Origin of the sequence: Kitasatospora sp. NPDC096128, assembly GCF_040303105.1 — a bacterium.
Classification (GTDB): Bacteria; Actinomycetota; Actinomycetes; order Streptomycetales; family Streptomycetaceae; genus Kitasatospora.
Genome location: NZ_JBEOSP010000027.1, coordinates 99,725 through 119,797 on the forward strand (window position 1 = coordinate 99,725; position 20,073 = coordinate 119,797).

Consider the following 20,073-nt stretch of genomic DNA (forward strand, 5'->3'; position numbering starts at 1 on the left):
GTCCGTCAGCCGTCAATGCCGGTCGTGCTTGTTCTTGCGGCCGTGACGACGGCCGCGGCCGGTCGTGTGGTTGGTGCTCCGGGTCTCCTTGTCGTTCCCGCGATCCTTGCGGGACTGCCGCATCGCCGGCAGGAGGTTGGCGAGGATGCTCATCACTGCCACCTTTCTCTCGGTTCGTCCCCACCGGGAAGTACGGACGAGCGGGTGGGGATGCTCAGCAGGGCGGCGGGGTGCGCGGGCGGCAGGGTGCGCGGGCGGCGTTCGGCGCGGGCTCGGTGCCGCGGACGTCACGGGGCCGTTCCGGTGGGCCCGGAGACCGTTACGAAGCCGATGGGTGACCGTGACGCGGCCGGGCGGGGACCGCGACACGGCCCTCCTACCGTCACTCACGACGCACCGGCCGTACCGGCGCTACAGGGCTCGGCGAGAGCTGCACGAGCCGTACGGGCCGTACCCGGCCGAGGCGTTCGCGAGAACCGCGGTCTCGCCACCGACGCGTCACCGACGCGTTCACCGGAGCCCCGAAGGAGAACCCCCGCCATGAGCAGGACCCGTACCGACCGTTCGCCCGCCCGCCGGCTGCTGGCCGTCTGCGCCCTGACCGGCGCCGCGCTGGTGACCGCCCTCACCGGCGGACAGGCCTGGGCCGACGGCACCCCGCAGCCCGCCCCCGCCGCGCCGAGCGCCGCCCCCGCTGACAACGCACCGGCCGGTGGGGCGGCCGGTGGGGTCCGCCCGAGCGCCGCCCCCGCCAAGCCCGGCCGGCCCGGCCAGCCGTCCGCCGCGCCCGCGGGCGGCGCCCCGGCGGTCGCCACCCCGTCGACCGGGCACGCCCCGGCCGGCTCCCAGCCGCAGGTCCGCGAGGTGCCGAAGGGCGCCGCCCAGGCCGGTGACGGCTCGGGCGCGACCGACGGCAACGGCCTGATGCTGGTCGGTGGCGGCACGGTCGCCGCCGTCGGCGCCGGTGCGCTGGGCTTCGCCCTCATGCGCCGCCGTTCCGGTGCGCGTGGCTGACACCCGTCCCGGGTCCGCCGGGCACCCCGGCGCCCTTCCCCCGCACCCGGCCGGGCGGGGAAGCGGCGCCGGGGCGCCCCCGGCCGCGGGGACCCGCCGTCGGGACGGTCGCGGGCGGCGGCGCGCCTCCCGGCCCGGCCCGAGCCTCCTGCAGCGCAGCGTCTTCGGCACGGCCGGCCTGCTCTGCCTCGCCCTCGGCAGCACCCTGGCACTCTCCGGCCGGGACACCCCGGTGGTACGGATCGAGACCTCCGGCCACGGTCCGGCGGCCACCGCCACCCCCGGCGCCACCACCCCCGTCGGCGCGCCGACCGCCGGTGGGCAGACCCTCGCACCCTCGCCGCCGGCCCGCCTGCTGATCCCCTCCATCGGCGTGGACGCCCCGGTGGCCGACCTCGGCCTGAACGCCGACGGCACCGTCCAGGTGCCCTCGGCCGACCACGCCGACCAGGTCGGCTGGTACCGCAACGGCCCCACCCCGGGCGAGCCCGGCCCCGCCGTCCTGATCGGCCACCTCGACACCAAGCACGGCCCCGCGGTCTTCCAGCGCCTGCCGGAGCTCCACCCGGGCGACCGGATCGGGGTCCGACGGGCGGACGGCCGCACCGTGGACTTCACGGTGCGCAGCCTGCTCCAGGCCGCCAAGGACCACTTCCCGACCGACACGGTCTACGGCGACACCCCCGGGCCCGCGCTCCGGCTGATCACCTGCGGCGGGCGGATCGGCGCGGACGGGCACTGGACGGACAACATCATCGTCCTGGCGGACCCGGCCTGACCGGGCCGGGGCGGGCCCGGTAGAACTGCAGGACGACCACAGGGAGCGACGAACCGGCGCCCGGCCCACCGCGTCCCACTGCGGGACACCGACACCCGTACACCCGACCAGCGGCCCACGACCCACGACCCGCGACCCGCGACCCGCGACCCGCGACCGAGGAGGACGAGCACCGACCGTGGCGCCACCGACCCCGCTCCGCCGCCGCCCCGCCACCGTGCCCGTGGCCGCCCTCGCCGCCCTCGCCGCCCTGACCGCCCTGGGCGTCCTGGCCTTCGGCCGCGCCGCCCCCGGCGGCCTGCGGGACGACGGTCCGCGCCAGGCCGTCGCCCCGCCCAGCCCACCCGCGGTGACCAAGCCGCTCTGGCCCGGCCTGGCCGCCGCGTCGCCGCCGCCCACCACCTCGACCGACTCCGCCGCCCAGGCCCCGCCGCAGCCCGTCCCCGGCCTGACCGTCCCCGGGCACGACCTCGCCGCGGTCGACGTCCGCACCCTCCTCGCCAAGGATCCGGCGGTGAGCGCGGAGGAGCGGCGCGCGCTCGACTCCTGCGCCGACTGCGAGGTGCGGGCCCCCGAGTTCCGCGACCTCACCGGCGACGGGCAGCCCGAGCTGATCACCACCGTCGGCTCCCCCGGCACGCTCGTGCTGCACGTCTACACGCTCGCCGACGACCGGGTCCTGCCGATCCTGCGGGTCCAGGTCCAGCAGGGGTTCAGCGCCGCGACCGTCGACTCCGACCTGTGGCTGTACGAGCCGACCACCTACACCACCCGCACCACCAGCCACTACCGCTGGAACGGTCACCGGCTCACCCTGGTCGAGCGGCAGGTGGAGGGCGTCGGCCTGCTCCAGCCCACCGACCCGGGCGCCGACGGGCCGGCCGTCGCCGGCGCCGACCACGCGCCCCCCGTGGCCCGCCCCACCGCCGGGCCGAAGCAGCCCCCCGCCGGCGGCGGGGCGGCCCCGGCCCCGTACCCCTCGCGAGCCACCCCCCAGCCGTCCGGCCCCGCCGTCTCCGCCGTCTCCCCGGAAGCCAAGCGATGACCACCGCAGCCGTCCCCGCCCAGCCGCACATCCTGCTCGTCGAGGACGACGAGGTGATCCGGGAGGCGACCCGGATGGCCCTGGAGCGCTACGGCTTCCCGGTCACCACCGCCGCCGACGGCCTGGAGGGCCTGGAGGCCTTCCACGCCGTCCGCCCCGACCTGCTCCTGCTGGACGTCATGCTGCCGCTGCTCGACGGGGTCGGCCTCTGCCGGCGGATCCGGGAGGAGAGCCAGCTGCCGATCCTGATGATGTCGGCCCGCACCGACCCGGTGGACGTGGTGTCCGGTCTGGAGGCGGGCGCGGACGACTACGTGGTGAAGCCGTTCGAGAGCGCCGTCCTGGTCGCCCGGATCCGTACGGTGCTGCGCCGCGTCCGGGTGGCCCCGACGGCCGAACCCGAAGCCGCCGCCGACGCCCCCGTCCCCGCTCCCGCTCCCGACGCCCCTTCCCCCGCCACCGTCCCTTCCCCCTCCGTCCGCGACTTCGACGGCCTGCGGGTGGACACCGACAGCATGGAGGTGCGGGTCGACGGCCGCCTCGTCCCGCTCACCCCCACCGAACTGCGGCTGCTGCTGGAGTTCACGGCCGCGCCCGGCATCGTGCTGGAGCGCTCCACGCTGCTGGAACGCGTCTGGGACTACGAGTGGGGCGCCGACACCCGGGTGGTGGACGTCCACGTGCAGCGCCTGCGCGCCAAGATCGGCTCCGGCCGGATCGAGACCGTCCGCGGGTTCGGCTACAAGCTGCGGCGCCCGGCATGACCCTGCGCCGCCAGATCGCCACCGCCGTCGCCGCCATCTCCGTCCTGGTCGCGGTCGCCGTCGGCCTGCTGGTCCACCAGGCGATGATCCGTCAGCACGTCGACCAGGCCCGCACTGCGGCGCTCACCGCCCTCGGTTCCGCCCTGACCGACTACGGCCGCGGCATCGCCGCCCCCGGCGCCGCCCTCGACGACCCGGCCCTCCCCACCCGGCTGCACGACCTCGCCACCGAGGGCCGGCAGGGCTCGCTGCTCGCCACCGACCAGCAGGGCGAGTCGATGTGGGCCGCGGGCCCGGTCCAGGGCGGGGTGCTCTCCGTCCGGGTGGACTTCGCCCAGGACCGCCGCTCGATCGCCGACCTGGACCGGATCATCCTGATCACCGTCGTCGCCGCGGTGTTCACCACCGTGCTGGCCGGCGTGCTGGTCGCCGACCGGATCAGCCGCCGCCTGCGCACCGCCGCCACCGCCGCCCGCGGCATCGCGGCCGGCGGCACCGACACCCGGATCGGCGAACTCGTCGACGGGAAGGACGAGGTCGCCGAACTCGCCGCCGCCGTCGACCTGATGTCCCGCACCCTGCACCGCCGCCTCGCGGACGAGCAGCGCTTCACCGCCGACGTCGCCCACGAACTGCGCACCCCGCTCACCGGCCTGGTCACCGCCGCCGAACTGCTGCCGCCCGGCCGCCCCACCCAACTGGTGCAGAACCGGGTCCAGGCCCTGCGCGCCCTGGTCGAGGACCTCCTGGAGGTCTCCCGCCTGGACGCCGACGTCGAGTCACCCGACCTCTCCGCCGTCCCGCTGGAACGCGCCGTCCGCCGCACCGTCACCCTCACCGGCCTCGACGTCGCCGTCGCGATCGCCGCCGGCCAGGAGGCACCCGAGGTCCGCACCGACCTGCGCCGCCTCGACCGCATCCTCGGCAACCTGCTGCTCAACGCCCACCGCCACGGCGCCGGCCCGGTCGAACTCCACGTCGACGGCCGCCGCATCACCATCCGCGACCACGGCCCCGGCTACCCCGACGACCTCCTCCGGCACGGCCCCCAGCGCTTCCGCACCAACGCCCCCGAACGCGGCCGCGGCCACGGCCTCGGCCTCACCATCGCCACCGGCCACACCCGCGTCATCGGCGCCACCCTCACCTTCACCAACCACCCCGCCGGCGGCGCCCTCGCCACCCTCACCCTCCCCGCCGACTGACCCCGCCAACGACGAAGGGCCGGCCCGATCGTGATCGGGCCGGCCCTTCGGGCGCCGGTCGCATTGCTTCCTACGCGAGCCCCCTGTCGGGTTCGAACCGACGACCCCCGCTTTACAAGAGCGGTGCTCTGGCCAGCTGAGCTAAGGAGGCACGGTGGCCGTCCGCGATGGATCACGGCGGCACCGGGGGCAGTCTACCGGGCCGGGGTGGTGGGGTGGGGGGATATCCGGGGGACGGCCGGGTGGGCGGGCGTGATGGAACCGATGCCGAAAAGCGGGCGGAGGGGGCTGACAAGCGGCGGAAGCGCAGGTAGCGTCGCCGGGAGTCGGCGCGACAGTGGTTCAGACCACTGACGGACCGGCGGAGACGAACGAACCCCCCTTTACTCGGATCGTCCGGCACGTTCCTGCCGGTGAAGGAGAGAACGACCATGGCTTCTGTCACGTACGACCAGGCGACCCGTGTCTACCCCGGGGCGACCAAGCCGTCGGTGGACGCGCTGGACCTGGAGATCGCGGACGGCGAATTCCTCGTGCTCGTCGGCCCCTCGGGCTGCGGCAAGTCGACCAGCCTGCGCATGCTGGCCGGTCTGGAGGACGTCAACAGCGGCGCGATCCGGATCGGCGACCGGGACGTCACCCACCTGCCGCCGAAGGACCGGGACATCGCGATGGTGTTCCAGAACTACGCGCTCTACCCGCACATGACCGTCGCCGAGAACATGGGCTTCGCGCTCAAGATCGCCGGCGTGAACAAGGCGGACATCCGCGTCAAGGTCGAGGAGGCGGCGAAGATCCTCGACCTGACCGACTACCTGGACCGCAAGCCGAAGGCGCTGTCCGGCGGTCAGCGTCAGCGTGTCGCGATGGGCCGGGCGATCGTCCGCCAGCCGCAGGTCTTCCTGATGGACGAGCCGCTGTCGAACCTGGACGCCAAGCTCCGCGTCTCGACCCGTACCCAGATCGCCGGCCTGCAGCGCCGCCTGGGCATCACCACGGTGTACGTCACCCACGACCAGACCGAGGCGCTCACCATGGGCGACCGGGTCGCGGTGCTGAAGGACGGTCTGCTGCAGCAGGTCGACACCCCGCGCAACATGTACGACAAGCCCGCGAACCTGTTCGTGGCCGGCTTCATCGGCTCGCCGGCCATGAACCTGGTCGAGGTGCCGCTGGTGGACGGCGGCGTGAAGTTCGGCGGCTCGGTGGTCAACATCTCCCGCGAGGACCTGGCCGGCGCCCTCACCGACAAGACGGTGACCGTCGGCATCCGCCCCGAGCACTTCCAGATCGTCCCAGCGGGCGGCATCGAAGGCGTCGCGGTGACCGTGAACGTGGTCGAGGAGCTCGGCTCGGACGGCTTCGTCTACGGCACCACCCAGATCGGCGGCGTGGACAAGGACCTGGTCGTCCGCGTGCCCGGCCGCCAGATCCCGGCGCGCGGCGAGACCATCCACGTCGTGCCGACCGCCGAGGAGACCCACGTCTTCTCCACCGGTACCGGAGTCCGCCTCGGCCGCTGACCCCCGGCGCGCAAGCCCCCGCGCGGAGCCCGTCGGACCGTTCCCGGTCCGGCGGGCTCCGTCCGTACACCCCCACGTCAACACGGTGCAGGGACGAACCCGGACACCCTGTCACTCGATGGCGTGACGGAGGGCGATCCGGGCCCTACCCACCGCTACTCTCCTGAGGGTGAAGCAGCTTGTGCGCCGTATCGGCCAGACCGTCGCCCTGACCCTGCCGGTCGTCCTGGTGACCACCGGCACCCTCGCCGTGACCAGGGTCCCGTGGGCCCCACCGACCGGCCTCGACCAGCAGGTCGTGGCGGCGTCCAGCGGCGACGGCGCCGGGATCGGCCGGTCGTCCACCGTCGCCACCAAGACGGACGGGCTCGCCCCGCAGGACTCGCTGCGGGTGGCGCTGCTGGACGAGCTGCGCGCCAAGAACCCTTCCGCCGCGCTGGACCTGCTGGAGCGCTCGATGCGCGAGCAGCCGGCGCTGACGCCGTACTGCACCTCGCTGGCCACCGAGTTGGGCAAGGCGGCGGTGCGCAAGTACCAGGGCGACGTGCAGCGGGCCCGTTCCTTCGCCCGCCCGGTCTGCGACGGCTCCTTCGCGGCCGGCGTCGTCGGCTGACGGCTCCGTTCTCGGCTGATTCCGTCCTCGGCTGACGGTTACGTCGGCTGACGGCGTCGTCGGCCGACGGCTTCCCGGACGAGCGGTCCACCTGAGGCCCCAACCCCCGTCGGGCGCCCTATTGTTCAGGCATGACGACCGCTGACTCCGGCCCCGCCGCCGACCCCGCGTCCCCGCAGCCCCACCAGCCCCGGCCGACCACGACGCCCGTCACCCAGGCCGTGATCCTGGCCGGCGGCCAGGGTTCCCGGCTGCGCCCCTACACGGACGACCGCCCCAAGCCGCTGGTCGAGATCCCGGGCACGGGCACGCCGATCCTCGGCCACCAGCTGGCCTGGCTGGCCGCCGAGGGCGTCACCGACGTCGTGGTGTCCTGCGGCCACCTGGCCGACGTGCTGGAGGAGTGGCTCGACAAGGCCGACCTGCCGCTGCGGGTGCGCACGGTGGTCGAGGCCGAGCCGCTGGGGCGCGGCGGCGGACTCAAGTACGCGGCGAAGGCGCTGCCCCGCCCGGACGAGCCCTGGTACGCCACCAACGGCGACATCTGGACCCGGTTCAGCCTGCGCGACATGGCCGCCTTCCACCACGAGCGGGCCGCCGTCGCGACGCTCGCGCTGGCCCGGCCGCGGATCCCGTGGGGCGCCGTGGAGGCCGACCAGTTCGGCAACGTGCTGGACTTCATCGAGGCCCCGCCCTCGCCCTTCCTGATCAACGCCGGCCTGTACGTGTTCAGCCCGGAGTTCGCCGAGCTGCTGCCGGACGTGGGCGACCACGAGCGCACCACCTTCCCCCAACTCGCCCGCAGCAAGCGGCTCGCCGGGTACCAGCTGCCGCAGGGCGTGTACTGGCGCGCCATCGACACGGCGAAGGACCTCACCGAGGCGGCCAAGGAGCTCGCCGCCTACCGCGACGCCGACTTCCGCGACGCCTCCCGCTGACGGGACACGCCAGCGGCTGACCCCCGGCACGCGAGCGGCCGGGAAGCACGACGGCCGGGTGCTCCCCCACGGAGCACCCGGCCGAAGCGCGTCCGGCGGCCTCAGGTGGCGGTCGGCGTCCCCGGACGGGAGGACTGCCCACCGGACTGCCCGCCGGCGCCGCCACCGGTCTGGTCGCCCGACAGCCCGGCCAGCGGGCCGCTGCCGAGCACCGGCCCGCTGCCCAGCACCCCGCCGAGCAGCCCGGAGCCGCTGCTCGGGCTCGGCTTGGGCGCGGTGCCCGAGCCGCCGGGGGCCGGGCTCCGCTGGGCGGGCGCGGAGCCGGAGCCGGCGGGCGGGGCGGCGGGCGCCGGGGAGGCGCCGCCGGTCTCGGCCTTGCCGGAGTGCTTGCCGCTGGGCGTGGCACCGGCCGACTTGGCGGGGGCCGTGGAGGGCGTGGCCGCGCTCGGCGTCGGGGTGGCCGGGCGGGGGGCGGCGGGCTGGGGCTGGGTGGACGCGCCCTGGCCGCCGGGGGCGCCGGACGGGCTGCCGGACGGCCAGACCGGGGTGCCGTAGTCGCCGGCCGGGCGGCCGGGTGCCTGGTGCGGACGGGCGCCGGTGCGGACGGCCGCGCCGAGCATCGAGCCGAGCAGCAGGGTGAGGCCGACCACGACGGTGGTGACGACCGCGCCGCGGCGCAGCACCCGGCGGCGCAGGGCGCCGGGCGCGCCCGTGCCGATCCGGCGCCAGGCCTCCAGGTTGAGCCGCCCGTCGAGCGAGGCGAAGGGCGCCCCGGCGATCAGCAGCGGACTCCAGGCCGCGAGGAAGATCAGGTCCGGGGTGTCGTAGACCGGGACGGCCCGCCAGCTGACGGTGAACAGCAGCGCGGCGGAGAGCAGCATGGCCGCCCCGGCGGCGAGCCGCTGCCACAGGCCGAGGACGGTCAGCACGCCGACCACGATCTCGGTGAAGGACACCACCAGGCCGGAGCCGACGGGGTGGGCCATCGCGAAGCCGAGCAGCGGCTCGGCGACCTTCCACGGATGCAGCGAGGAGAGCCACCGCATCATGGAGCCGCGCTCGCCGCCGTCGAAGTACACCGGGTCGCAGAGCTTGCTGAACCCGGCGTAGACGGAGAGCGAGCCGAGCACCGCGCGCAGCGGAAGCAGGACCAGGCCGAGGTCGACCCGGCGGCCGGGGTACCAGGCCTGCTTGCCGTCGGCGTCGGTGGCGGAGACCTCGGGCAGTTCGCCGCTGGGTGTCCAGCCGTGCGGCCGGCCGACCGGGCCGACGCCGGCGTCGGTGGCGGTGCCGCTGCCCCCGCGGGGCTGGCGGGGGACGGTCCGGGCGCCCGCGTAGGCGGGCAGCACCTGGGTGTCGGCCTCGTCGAGGTCGACGCCCGCGGGGGCGCCGTTGGTCCGTACCGCTTCCAGCAGCCGGGTGGCCGCGAGGTCGCCGGGGGCCGCCTGTCCGGTCCAGGTGACGGCGGTGACCCGGCCCTTGCGGCGCGGCGCGCCGCCGCCGGCCCCGGCCAGCGCCGGGACGGCGGAGGCGGGCACGACGACCTGCGGGGTGACCAGCGGACGGCGGATCAGGCCCTGACTGGCGTAGGGGTCGCCGAACGCGGCGCCGGTGGACAGCAGTCCGGCCGGGGCCTCGATCAACGGCGACACCGGGGTGCCGAGCCGGAGCCGGAAGCTCGCCTGGGTGCTGCTGAGACGCGCGGGGTCCGACGGCACCTTGACGGTGTCGATCCCGGGGCCCGCCTCTATCCCGGTGCTGCCGCCGCCGAACAGGGGGCGCCGAGGTGTTCTGGTGTCCACGTCCACGCCCGTCTAACCGGGTGACGGCCGCTTAGGACACTCTCCCGAGTGGATGTCCGGCGCATACTTGAAGTGATCATGAGAAAAGCGATCGGACCCGGTCGGGCCCGATCGCTTTTCACTCGGATCGCGGAGAATTCAGAAGATCTCCTGCGGACGGGGGTCCGTCCGTGCTCAGCGCTTGGCGCGCAGTCGGGCGGCCTCGTACAGCACGATGCCCGCCGCGACGCCGGCGTTCAGCGACTCGGTCAGACCGCTCATCGGGATCCGCACCCGCATGTCGCAGGTCTCCGAGACCAGTCGGGACAGGCCCTTGCCCTCGCTGCCCGCGACGATCACGACCGGGCCGGTCAGCAGCTCCAGGTCGCCCAGCTCGGCCTCGCCGTCGGCGGCCAGGCCGACGACCATCAGGCCGGCCTTCTGGTAGGCCTCCAGGGTGCGGGTCAGGTTGGTGGCACGGGCGACGGGCAGCCGGGCCGCGGCACCGGAGGAGGTCTTCCAGGCGCCGGCGGTCATGCCGGCCGCGCGGCGCTCGGGGATGACCACGCCGTGCGCTCCGAAGGCGGCGGCGGAGCGGACCACGGCGCCGAGGTTGCGCGAGTCGGTGACCCCGTCCAGGGCGATGATCAGCGCGTCCTGGCCGGCGTCGGAGGCCTCGACGAGCAGGTCGTCGGGGTGGGCGTACTCGTACGGCGGGACCTGCAGCACCAGGCCCTGGTGGTTCATGCCGCCGGTCATCTGGTCCAGCTGCGGGCGCGGGGCCTCCATCAGCGGGATGCCGCGCTCGTTGGCGGCCTGGAAGGCGTCGCGCACGCGGTCGTCGGTGTCGATGAACTGCTGGACGTACAGCGCGTTGGCCGGCACGTCGCCCTGGAGCGCCTCGACCACCGAGTTGCGGCCGAAGACCAGCTCGGCGCTGCCCGCGCCGCCGCGGCCGCCGCGGCCGCCGGCCCCGGCCCGGCGCATGCCGGCCCGGGCCTTGGCGTCCCGCTCGCGCTTGATCGCGGCGTTGGCGGCCCGCTGCTTGGGGTGGCCCTTGCGCTCCTCGCCGGGCGGGGTCGGGCCCTTGCCCTGCAGCGCCTTCCGGCTGTGCCCGCCGGTACCGACAGCGGCCCCCTTCTTCGACCCGGGGTTGCGGCGGTTCCTGCGCTGGCTGTTGCCGGCCATGGCTGTACTTCCTGTCTGTCCGGCATGCCCGGCCGCTCCGCTCGGTGCGGCGGCGGCCGTCGGCATGCGCTACGTCATGCGGGAGGGCCGCACCGGTCCGGTACGGCCCACCCATCACCCCGATCGTCAGATGGGGTTACTGGCTGTTGATCGTCCAGCGCGGGCCGGACGGGGTGTCCTCGATCACCAACCCGGCCAGGCCGAGCTGGTCGCGGATGGCGTCCGCGGTGGCGAAGTCCTTGCGCTGACGCGCCGCCTGCCGCTGGTCCAGGACCAGACGGACCAGCGAGTCGACCACGCCGTGGAGGTCCTCGCCGCGCTCCGTCCCGGCCCAGTGCGGGTCGAGCGGGTCGAGTCCCAGTACACCGAGCATCGCACGGACCTCGCCCAGTCGCGCCACCACGCTCTCCTTGTCGTCCGCGTTCAGGGCGCTGTTGCCCTGGCGGACGGCGGTGTGCACGACGGCCAGCGCCTGCGGGACGCCGAAGTCGTCGTCCATCGCCTCGGCGAAGGCCGGCGGCACCTCGGGCGCCGCGTCGACCGTGCCGCAGCGCTCCACGGCCCGCTGGATGAAGCCCTCGATCCGGCCGAAGCCGGCCTCGGCCTCGCGCAGCGCGTCCTCGCTGTACTCGATCATCGAGCGGTAGTGCGCGGCGCCCAGGTAGTAGCGGAGCACGATCGGCCGCCAGTGCCGCACCATCTCCGCGACCAGCACGGAGTTGCCGAGCGACTTGCTCATCTTCTCGCCGGCCATGGTGACCCAGGCATTGTGCACCCAGAAGGCGGCGAAGTCGTCGCCGTAGGCCTTGGACTGGGCGATCTCGTTCTCGTGGTGCGGGAAGATCAGGTCCAGCCCGCCGCCGTGGATGTCGAAGGCCGGGCCCAGGTACTTGTGGGCCATCGCCGAGCACTCCAGGTGCCAGCCCGGACGGCCGCGGCCCCACGGGGTCTCCCAGCTCGGCTCGCCCGGCTTGGCGGCCTTCCACATCGCGAAGTCGCGCTGGTCGCGCTTGCCGGTCTCGCCCTCGCTCTCGGGCTGGCGCAGGTCGGCGAGCTTCTGGTTGGAGAGCGCGAGGTAGTCGGGGTACGACTTCACGTCGAAGTAGACGTTGCCGTCGACCGCGTAGGCGTGGCCCTTCTCGATGAGCCCCTGCATCATCTCGATCATCTCGGGGATGTGCCCGGTGGCCCGCGGCTCGACGGTCGGCGGCAGGCAGCCCAGCGCGCTGTAACCGTCGTTGAAGGCCCGCTCGTTCTCGTAGGCGATCTGCCACCACGGGGTGCCGAGCTCGCGCTCCTTGGCGATCACCTTGTCGTCGATGTCGGTGACGTTGCGGGCGAAGGTCACCTGGTAGCCGCGGTAGGCGAACCACCGCTGCATGATGTCGAAGTTGAGCCCGGACCGGATGTGCCCGATGTGTGGCGCCGACTGGACGGTAGCGCCGCACAGGTAGATCGAGACACAACCCGGTACAAGCGGGACGAAGTCGCGTACCTGGCGGGTGCTGGTGTCGTACAGACGAATGCTCACAGCGTCAAGCGTAGTGGGCGGTGGGGGGTGCCCCGCGACATTAACCGGGAACGGGCCGGGCATTCCCCGGGAGCGGCGGGACCCGCCGCCCGGGGAATCGCGGTTCGGCCGGGTCGGTCAGATGCTGCCGACCACCTTGCGCGGCGTGAGCCGGACGACCACCCGGACGTCCTCCGGGCCGTCGAACAGGTACTCCTGCTCGCCGCGGTACTTGAAGCCCAGCTCGTTGATCAGCTCCCGGCCGCCCTCGGTGGTCATCGTCACCGCACCGCGGACCTCCAGGTACTCGTACGGGTTCTCCGGCGGGTTGATCACGATCGAGACGCGCGGGTCCTTCACCAGGTTGAGGTGCTTGCGGCGGCCCTCGACGGTGGAGAACAGGATGTCCTCGCCGTCCCGCTTGACCCAGACCACCGACGACTGGGGACTGCCGTCCGGCTGGATCGTGGAGACCACGGCGAAGCTCTTGCCGTCGACCAACGCCTTGGCGCGGTCGGAGAGTTGGGAAGTCATCGGGAACCTCTTCTCGTCGGCGGCGGTACGGCCCGGGGGCGAGCTCCGCACGGGCCCGGACCGAACACTACCGATCCGGACCCCTGCGACATCCGGTGAACACCCGTCAGCAGCGGTCTATTTCAAGCCGACCGGGCGACCCGCGGCGGACGGACGGATCAACGCCGTTCGTACACCAGGGCGGTGGCGATCGCCGCCAGCCCCTCGGCCCGGCCGGTCAGGCCCAGGCCGTCGGTGGTGGTGCCGGAGACCGAGACCGGCGCGCCCGCCGCCTCCGACAGCGCGGCCTGGGCCTCGGCCCGCCGCTTGCCGATCTTCGGCCGGACGCCGATCACCTGGACCGAGATGTTGCCGATCTCGAAGCCGGCCTCGCGCACCAGCCGGGCCGCCTCGCCGAGCAGCTTCACCCCGGAGGCGCCGGACCACTCCGGGCGGTCGGTGCCGAAGTGGGCGCCCAGGTCACCGATCCCGGCGGCCGAGAAGAGCGCGTCGCAGGAGGCGTGCGCGGCCACGTCGGCGTCCGAGTGCCCGGCCAGTCCGACCCCGGCATCCGGCCACTCCAGCCCGGCGACCCAGAGCGGGCGGCCGGCCTCGAAGGCGTGCACATCGGTGCCGATCCCCACCCGGGGGATCAGGGGCTCAGTAGGCATCGGCGGCCCTCCGGCGGGCGAGTACGGCCTCGGCGAGCACGAGGTCCAACGGACGGGTCACCTTGAACGCCTCCTCGTGGCCGGGCACCACGACGACCGTGCCGCCGTAGCGCTCCACCAGTCCGGCGTCGTCGGTGACGGGCACCGCGTCGGCGCCGCCGGCGGCCTCCTCGGCCAGCGCCTTGGCGTGCACCTCGACCAGCGCGGCCCGGTCGAAGCCCTGCGGGGTCTGCACCGCGCGCAGGGTGGCCCGCTCGGGCGTGTCGAGCACCGGCTCGGGGTGGCCCGGGTTCGGCTCGACCCGCTTCACGGTGTCGGCCAACGGCACCGCGGGCACCACCGCCGGCGCCCCGGCCCGGACGGCGGCCGCGACGGCGTCCACCACCTCGACCGGGACGAGCGGGCGGGCCGCGTCGTGCACCAGGACGATCCCGACGTCCTCCGGGATCGCGGCCAGGCCGAGCCGGACCGACTCCTGGCGGGTCGCGCCGCCGGCCACCACCCGGATGTCCTTGCCGTCCAGCCCGTGGCTGTCCAGCAGGGCGACCACCTCGGCCACCCCGTCGGCGGGCGCGGCGACCACGACCAGGCCGACCGCCCGGCTGCGGGCGAGGGCCCGGACGGCGTGCACCAGGAGCGGCACCCCGCCCAGTTCCCGCAGGGCCTTCGGGGCGCCGGGCCCCAACCGCTCACCGCGTCCGGCGGCGGGCACCACTGCTGCTGCGACTGCTGCTGCGGTGTTCAGGTTTCACTCCTTCGGCGAAGTGGGTATGGCCTTGGCGTGCCCGGCGGGCGCGGGGCCCCTTCCGAAGAACCACTGGTCCACTGCCCGCCGCACAACTGCGCAGAAACGGTCTTGCAGGCCTGGACCGGCTCGGGTGGGGGGCATCGTCCGGACACGCCTCAGCGCCCGGAGTGCCACTGCACCACCCCCGGACGGTTCGTCCTGGGAGCGGCACGCCGGCACCGGGCGCTGTGGGCGATTTGGGCGGGAGCCCGACCGCACTACGAGGCGAGCACCTCGTCGAGCAGCGTCTCCGCCTTGTCCTCGTTGGTGTTCTCCGCCAGCGCGAGTTCGCTGACGAGGATCTGGCGCGCCTTCGCGAGCATGCGCTTCTCGCCGGCCGAGAGGCCGCGCTCGCGCTCGCGACGCCAGAGGTCGCGCACGACCTCGGCGACCTTGATAACGTCGCCCGAGGCGAGCTTCTCCAGGTTCGCCTTGTAGCGACGGGACCAGTTGGTCGGTTCTTCGGTGTACGGTGCGCGGAGCACCTCGAAGACCCGGTCCAGACCCTCCTGGCCGACCACATCGCGCACGCCGACGAACTCCGCGTTCTCGGCGGGCACGCGGAGCGTCAGGTCTCCCTGCTGCACCTTGAGCACCAGGTAGGTCTTGTCCACACCTTTGATCTGGCGAATTTCGATGGCCTCGATCAGCGCGGCCCCGTGATGGGGGTAGACCACCGTGTCGCCAACCTTGAACGTCATGTGACAGGACCCCTTCCGTGGCTTTCCAGAATAACACGCTTCGCGGCGCACCCGAAGGGCGTTTTCGCAGGTCAGGGCCGGTCCCGGGGCTTGACAAGGACCCCCGCGACGTGCTGCGACCGATGTTCGAGAGGGGCTTCCCGCAGGTCGGAGGCGGTTCCGAGGTCCGGCGAAACCCTTGCGCAACACCCCCGCAACCATGATTGGATCTTGAGCTTTCGCCCCGTTCCGGGTCGTGACCCGATCGTTATTCGATCTTGGTCGAAGCTTGTCCCGCTGGTGACCGGTTCATGCCATGGGTACCGCCGGACGGCCCCCGCGCGGCCCCGGGAGTGCGACACGGGGACCACCCCGTGAGGAGCGCATAAGTGAGGTCGATAATCTGAGACCTGACCTGTCGACACGTGACCTAGGAGTAGCCGCCGCATGAGCCGCAGCCTTCGACGCGGCAGCATCGCCGCCATCGCCGCCCTCGCCATCGCCTCGCTGTCCTCCTGCGCAGCCAGCAACACGCCGGACACCCTGCAGATCAAGCCGGACAACGCGGCGGCGACCCTTGGGACGAACCTTCGACTGAACAACATCGTGATCGTCACCGGGGTCGGCACCTCGGGTGACTACACGGGCCCCGCCAACGTGGTCGTGAACATCTCCAACACCGCCACCACGCCGGCCGAGCTGCAGTCGATCACCGTCGGCAACGCTTCCGCCACCTTCGCGGACGCGGCGGGTGCTCCGCAGTCCAGCATCGTCATCCCGGCCGGCAGCTCGGTCGCGATCGGCGGCCAGGGCAACCCGTCCGCCTTGGTGAGCGCGGCGACCGTCCACGTCGGCGGCTTCGCCAACACCACCTTCACCTTCAAGGACGGCCAGAAGGTCGACGCCCAGGCCGGCGTCAACCCGGACTCGGACAAGGGCCTGTACCAGGGCTTCGGTCCGACCCCGGCGGCCACGCCCTCCAAGAGCGCCTCCCCCGCCGCCACCGCCCCCGGCGCCCCGGCCACCCCGGCCGCCGGCACCACGCCGAGCGCCCCGGCCACCCCCGCCACCGGTGCCGGCACGGCGGCCACCCCGGGTGCCCCGACCGCCCCGGCCACCGGCACCACCGCGCCGGCCGCCCACTGACGCGGCGCGCCCCTGACCGGGCGCACCCCTGAGGCAGTGCGCGAAAGCCTCCCGCAGGCCCTTCCCGGGCCCGCGGGAGGCTTTCATGTGCCCCCGCGCGGGCCCACGTGGCCGCGCGGGAACGCGGAAGGCCCCTGCCGGCAGGGGCCTTCCGTGTCTTCGTCCGCGTCTTCGTCCGCGCGGGCCCGCGGTTTACGGCTCGAACTTGTAGCCCAGGCCGCGGACCGTGACCAGGTAGCGCGGAGCGCCCGGGTCGGGCTCGATCTTCGCCCGCAGGCGCTTCACGTGGACGTCCAGGGTCTTGGTGTCGCCGACGTAGTCCGCGCCCCAGACCCGGTCGATCAGCTGCATGCGGGTGAGCACCCGGCCCGCGTTGCGCAGCAGCATCTCCAGCAGGTCGAACTCCTTGAGCGGCAGGTCGACCTTGGCGCCGTCCACCGTCACCACGTGCCGGTCCACGTCCATCCGGACCGGGCCCGCCTCCAGGGCGCCCGGGCCGCCGCCGTTGTCGCCCGCGCCGCCGTCCTCGCCGCGGCGGCGCAGCACCGCGCGGATCCGGGCGACCAGCTCCCGGGTGGAGTACGGCTTGGTGACGTAGTCGTCAGCGCCTATCTCCAGCCCGACGACCTTGTCGATCTCGCTGTCCTTGGCGGTCACCATGATCACCGGCACGTTGGAGCGCACCCGGAGCTGGCGGCAGACCTCGGTGCCCGGCAGGCCCGGGAGCATCAGGTCGAGCAGGACGAGGTCGGCACCGTTGCGTTCGAACTGCTCCAGGGCGTCGGGGCCGGTCGCGGCGACGGCCACCTCGAAGCCCTCCTTGCGGAGCATGTACGAGAGGGCGTCGCTGAACGACTCCTCGTCCTCGACCACCAGTACTCGGGTCACGATCAGGCCTCCGGGGCAAGCTGGGTTGTCTTTGACAGGGGTTGTTCCCGCTCCCCGGCGGGGAGCGAACGGGCCGCACGCTCGGTGCGGTCCGTGGTGAGGGTCCGGGGTGCCGCGGCGGGTCCGGCGGGGTCGGCGCCGGGCTCGTCGCGGGGGGTGCGGTGGTTCGGCTCGGCGGCGGCCTGGTCGTCGACCCGGTCCAGGTCGTCGTCCACGTCGTCGAGGTCGTCGAGGTCGTCCACGTCGTCGAGGTCGTCGGCGGCGGGGGCCTGGCCGGCGGGCAGGCGGATGGTGAAGGTCGACCCCTGGCCCTCCACGCTCCACACCGAGACGGTGCCGCCGTGCGAGGCGGCCACGTGCTTGACGATGGACAGGCCGAGGCCGGTGCCGCCGGTCTGCCGGGAGCGGGCCGGGTCGACCCGGTAGAAGCGCTCGAAGACCCGCTCGCGGTCCTTCTCCGAGATGCCGATGCCCTGGTCGGTGACCGAGATCTCGATCAGCTCGCCGTCCGCCTCGCCGAGCGCGGCGGCGCTGGAGATCCGGCGGGTGGCGATGGCCACCCGGGTGCGGGGCGGGCTGTAGTTGACGGCGTTCTCCACCAGGTTGCCGAGCGCCGCGGCGAGCTGGCCCCGGTTGCCGTGCAGGTAGAGCCCGGCGATCCCGCCGGCCGCGATGAGGATCTGCTTGGCGGCGGCCTGCTGGCGGCAGCGGTCGATCGCCTCGGCGATCAGCTCGTCCACCGCGACCGGCTCCGGGTCGACCATCAGCCGGTCGTCCTGGACCCGGGAGAGGTCGATGATCTCCTGCACCAGGCTGGCCAGGCGGGTCGCCTCGACCTGCATCCGGCCGGCGAAGCGCTGCACCGCCTCCGGGTCGTCGGACGCGTCGGCGACCGCCTCGGAGAGCAGCGACAGGGCGCCGACCGGGGTCTTGAGCTCGTGGCTGACGTTGGCCACGAAGTCCCGGCGGACGGCCTCCACCCGTCGGCGCTCGGTCTGGTCCTCGACCAGCACCAGCACCAGCCGGGAGCCCAGCGGGGCGACCCGGACGGAGACCGCGAGCGGCTCGGCCGCGCGGGCCGCGCCGGGGCGGGGCACCTCCAGCTCCACCTGGCGGATCTCGCCGTCCCGGCGGGTGGCCCGGGCCAGCGCGAGCATCTGATCCACGGCGACCGCGCCACCGCGGACCAGCCCCATCGCGTACGCCGCCGAGCTGGCCTTGACCACCTCGTCGCCCTCGCCCAGCACGATCGCGCACGACCGGAGCACGGAGAGCACGGTGTCGACCCCCGGCGGCAGCGGGGGTTCCGGGGTGCCGGTGCCCAGCGCCTGGTGCCGGCCGTAGTGCTTTCCGCCTGCGTACTTGCCCTTGGCCTGCTCGCGCTCGCTCCAGCGGAAGGCGATGGAGGCGGTGAGGCCTACGCCGAGCCCGGCTATGGCACAGGCAGCGGCAGCGGCCACATTCACGTCCATGTGGCCAGCGTAAGCGCACGGCCTGGTCACTCCCCAAGGGCTGGATCAAGGCATCCACCACGCGTTGCCGAGAATTCACCTCCACGTAGCTGCCGATTCACCGCACCGGTCGTGCATCGTCGCCCGAACGGCACAGAGTTGGCCATGCAGCCCGTGTGGGAGAGATCGGTGCGCCGAACAGCGGTCACGGTCTCGGGTGTGCGCGTACCATTCGCGCCACCAGCAGCGGTCGCCCGAACGCCGGAACGACGGTCGGACGGGCTGACCGGTCGGCACCGCCACCGACACAGCTACTGAGGAGAGAACATGCGCGACGCGTACCACGAGGAACTCGATGCGATCGGCGACAGCCTGGTCGAGATGGCCCGGCTGGTCGGTTCGGCCCTGGGCCGGGCCACCACCGCACTCCTCGACGCGGACCTGGCGCTGGCCGAGAGCGTGATCGCCGCCGACGAGAAGGTCAACGAGCTCCACCACGAGCTGGAGAACCGCGCCATCGACCTGCTCGCCCGGCAGCAGCCCGTCGCCACCGACCTGCGCATCGTGGTCACGTCGCTGCGGATGAGCGCCGACCTGGAGCGCTGCGGGGACCTCGCCCGGCACGTCGCCAAGGTCGCGCGGATGCGCTACCCCGACTCGGCGGTGCCCGCCGACCTGCACTCCACCGTCCTGGAGATGGGCCAGCTCGCCCAGCGCCTGGTCGCCAAGGTGGGCCTGGTGATCGCCACCAAGGACGTCGACAAGGCCCTGGAGATGGAGCAGGACGACGACCGGATCGACGCCCTGCACCGCGAACTGCTGTCGCACCTGATCGACGAGCGCTGGCACCACGGCATCGAGACCGCCGTCGACATCACCCTGGTCGGCCGCTACTACGAGCGCTTCGCGGACCACGCGGTGTCCGTCGCCAAGCGCGTCGTGTACCTCGTGACCGGCGAGCACGTGGCCGAGTTCGTGGCCGCCACCGAGGCGGCCGGGGCTGCCGGGGCGGAATGAGGGCTGCTCACCCCCAAGGGTGAGTAAACCCGTGGCGGGGGTGGTGCGGGTGCACGGATTTCCGGGCGTCCCACCACTGCGCGCCTGTTGACGCTCCCTCCGAACGGCCGCTTCACTCGACGGTGGGGGCACCGGAGTGCGCCCGTCACTAGGAGGGAAGAGCTCGATGAAGGCCAACCCGACCCGACCGGCATCCGCCCACCACACCGTCGAGCCACCCGCCCCGAAGCTGCTGCCCGTCCTCGCCGCCGGTTGCGGCTGCGGCCCGGGCTGCGGCTGCGGCTGCCAGTCCGGCGCGCCCTGCCAGTGCGGCGGCGCCGACGGCGGCTGCTGCGGCGGCCACTGAGGCCGGACGGGCCGCCGCGCAAGCGCCACACCCGGGGCCCCGGGGTGCACGGTCGTGCACCCCGGGGCCCCGTTGCGTCGGGCGGGTCGGGCGGGTCGGGGGGGGGGGGGGGGGGGGCGGGGGCGGGGGGGGCGGGCGGGGGGGGCGGCGGGGCGGGGGGTGTGGGGGGGGGGGGGGGGGGCGGCGGCGCCGCCCCCCACGGGGCCGCGGCGGCC

The 20,073-nt window shown here is 74.0% G+C and carries 21 protein-coding genes and 1 tRNA gene; 11 read left to right on the plus strand and 11 right to left on the minus strand.

What is annotated here, in order from left to right:
• Positions 1–12 precede the first annotated feature (12 nt).
• Entirely contained in the window at positions 13–153 is a 141-nt protein-coding gene (locus ABTY61_RS27320; RefSeq protein ID WP_350507730.1) for a hypothetical protein, read from the minus strand.
• A 387-nt stretch (positions 154–540) separates the two neighbouring features.
• Between ABTY61_RS27320 and ABTY61_RS27325 the strand changes: the two genes are divergently transcribed.
• The 5 genes from ABTY61_RS27325 to ABTY61_RS27345 all read left to right on the plus strand — a co-directional run bounded on the left by ABTY61_RS27325 (position 541) and on the right by ABTY61_RS27345 (position 4,806).
• A complete protein-coding gene (locus ABTY61_RS27325; protein ID WP_350507731.1) occupies positions 541–1,014 on the plus strand; it encodes a hypothetical protein in 474 nt (157 codons plus the stop codon).
• Positions 1,007–1,792, plus strand: coding sequence for a class F sortase (locus tag ABTY61_RS27330; RefSeq protein ID WP_350507732.1), 786 nt, complete (start codon positions 1,007–1,009; stop codon positions 1,790–1,792). Before ABTY61_RS27325 ends, ABTY61_RS27330 begins: the two co-directional genes overlap by 8 nt.
• A gap of 178 nt (positions 1,793–1,970) precedes the next feature.
• Complete coding sequence (locus ABTY61_RS27335; RefSeq protein WP_350507733.1) at positions 1,971–2,837, plus strand: hypothetical protein; 867 nt, start codon at positions 1,971–1,973, stop codon at positions 2,835–2,837.
• Positions 2,834–3,601 (plus strand): two-component system response regulator CseB, encoded by a 768-nt coding sequence (gene cseB / locus ABTY61_RS27340; protein ID WP_350507734.1) that lies wholly within the window; start codon positions 2,834–2,836, stop codon positions 3,599–3,601. Before ABTY61_RS27335 ends, cseB begins: the two co-directional genes overlap by 4 nt.
• Positions 3,598–4,806 carry a sensor histidine kinase gene (locus ABTY61_RS27345; protein ID WP_350507735.1) on the plus strand — a complete coding sequence of 403 codons (1,209 nt, stop codon included), beginning with the start codon at positions 3,598–3,600 and terminating at the stop codon, positions 4,804–4,806. Before cseB ends, ABTY61_RS27345 begins: the two co-directional genes overlap by 4 nt.
• A gap of 77 nt (positions 4,807–4,883) precedes the next feature.
• Here the strand turns inward: ABTY61_RS27345 and ABTY61_RS27350 are convergent.
• Positions 4,884–4,957, minus strand: a tRNA-Thr gene (locus tag ABTY61_RS27350).
• Positions 4,958–5,237: 280 nt separating this feature from the next.
• Here ABTY61_RS27350 and ABTY61_RS27355 point away from each other — a divergent pair.
• The 3 genes from ABTY61_RS27355 (at position 5,238) to ABTY61_RS27365 (ending at position 7,880) form a co-directional block, all read left to right on the plus strand.
• Positions 5,238–6,329 (plus strand): ABC transporter ATP-binding protein, encoded by a 1,092-nt coding sequence (locus ABTY61_RS27355; protein WP_350507736.1) that lies wholly within the window; start codon positions 5,238–5,240, stop codon positions 6,327–6,329.
• Positions 6,330–6,498: 169 nt separating this feature from the next.
• Positions 6,499–6,942, plus strand: coding sequence for a hypothetical protein (locus tag ABTY61_RS27360; protein WP_350507737.1), 444 nt, complete (start codon positions 6,499–6,501; stop codon positions 6,940–6,942).
• A 131-nt stretch (positions 6,943–7,073) separates the two neighbouring features.
• Positions 7,074–7,880, plus strand: coding sequence for a nucleotidyltransferase family protein (locus ABTY61_RS27365; protein WP_350507738.1), 807 nt, complete (start codon positions 7,074–7,076; stop codon positions 7,878–7,880).
• Between the two features lie 101 nt (positions 7,881–7,981).
• Here the strand turns inward: ABTY61_RS27365 and ABTY61_RS27370 are convergent, their stop codons facing one another.
• The 7 genes from ABTY61_RS27370 to ABTY61_RS27400 form a co-directional block, all read right to left on the minus strand.
• Entirely contained in the window at positions 7,982–9,688 is a 1,707-nt protein-coding gene (locus tag ABTY61_RS27370) for a DoxX family membrane protein (protein ID WP_350507739.1), read from the minus strand.
• Between the two features lie 168 nt (positions 9,689–9,856).
• On the minus strand, positions 9,857–10,849 hold the full coding sequence (gene rlmB, locus ABTY61_RS27375; RefSeq protein ID WP_350507740.1) for a 23S rRNA (guanosine(2251)-2'-O)-methyltransferase RlmB: 993 nt from the start codon (positions 10,847–10,849) through the stop codon (positions 9,857–9,859).
• A 136-nt stretch (positions 10,850–10,985) separates the two neighbouring features.
• Complete coding sequence (gene cysS, locus ABTY61_RS27380; protein WP_350507741.1) at positions 10,986–12,380, minus strand: cysteine--tRNA ligase; 1,395 nt, start codon at positions 12,378–12,380, stop codon at positions 10,986–10,988.
• A gap of 117 nt (positions 12,381–12,497) precedes the next feature.
• The gene (locus tag ABTY61_RS27385; protein WP_350507742.1) at positions 12,498–12,893 is read right to left on the minus strand and encodes a PPOX class F420-dependent oxidoreductase; all 396 of its coding nucleotides are present in this window, start codon (positions 12,891–12,893) and stop codon (positions 12,498–12,500) included.
• A 158-nt stretch (positions 12,894–13,051) separates the two neighbouring features.
• Complete coding sequence (gene ispF / locus ABTY61_RS27390) at positions 13,052–13,543, minus strand: 2-C-methyl-D-erythritol 2,4-cyclodiphosphate synthase (RefSeq protein WP_350507743.1); 492 nt, start codon at positions 13,541–13,543, stop codon at positions 13,052–13,054.
• Complete coding sequence (gene ispD, locus ABTY61_RS27395) at positions 13,533–14,288, minus strand: 2-C-methyl-D-erythritol 4-phosphate cytidylyltransferase (RefSeq protein ID WP_350507755.1); 756 nt, start codon at positions 14,286–14,288, stop codon at positions 13,533–13,535. Before ispD ends, ispF begins: the two co-directional genes overlap by 11 nt.
• 260 nt (positions 14,289–14,548) lie before the next feature.
• On the minus strand, positions 14,549–15,031 hold the full coding sequence (locus ABTY61_RS27400; protein WP_030244332.1) for a CarD family transcriptional regulator: 483 nt from the start codon (positions 15,029–15,031) through the stop codon (positions 14,549–14,551).
• A gap of 426 nt (positions 15,032–15,457) precedes the next feature.
• On the opposite strand from ABTY61_RS27400, the gene ABTY61_RS27405 reads away from it, so the two are divergent.
• On the plus strand, positions 15,458–16,156 hold the full coding sequence (locus ABTY61_RS27405; RefSeq protein WP_350507744.1) for a DUF461 domain-containing protein: 699 nt from the start codon (positions 15,458–15,460) through the stop codon (positions 16,154–16,156).
• A gap of 192 nt (positions 16,157–16,348) precedes the next feature.
• Here the strand turns inward: ABTY61_RS27405 and phoP are convergent, their stop codons facing one another.
• Positions 16,349–17,044: a two-component system response regulator PhoP gene (gene phoP / locus ABTY61_RS27410; protein ID WP_031069385.1), complete on the minus strand. Its 696-nt coding sequence runs from the start codon at positions 17,042–17,044 to the stop codon at positions 16,349–16,351.
• Positions 17,045–17,046: 2 nt separating this feature from the next.
• Positions 17,047–18,516, minus strand: coding sequence for a sensor histidine kinase (locus ABTY61_RS27415; protein ID WP_350507745.1), 1,470 nt, complete (start codon positions 18,514–18,516; stop codon positions 17,047–17,049).
• A gap of 306 nt (positions 18,517–18,822) precedes the next feature.
• On the opposite strand from ABTY61_RS27415, the gene phoU reads away from it, so the two are divergent.
• Both phoU and ABTY61_RS27425 read left to right on the plus strand, forming a co-directional pair.
• Entirely contained in the window at positions 18,823–19,512 is a 690-nt protein-coding gene (phoU, locus tag ABTY61_RS27420; protein WP_350507746.1) for a phosphate signaling complex protein PhoU, read from the plus strand.
• Positions 19,513–19,678: 166 nt separating this feature from the next.
• Complete coding sequence (locus ABTY61_RS27425; protein ID WP_350507747.1) at positions 19,679–19,858, plus strand: hypothetical protein; 180 nt, start codon at positions 19,679–19,681, stop codon at positions 19,856–19,858.
• The last annotated feature ends 215 nt before the right edge of the window (positions 19,859–20,073 follow it).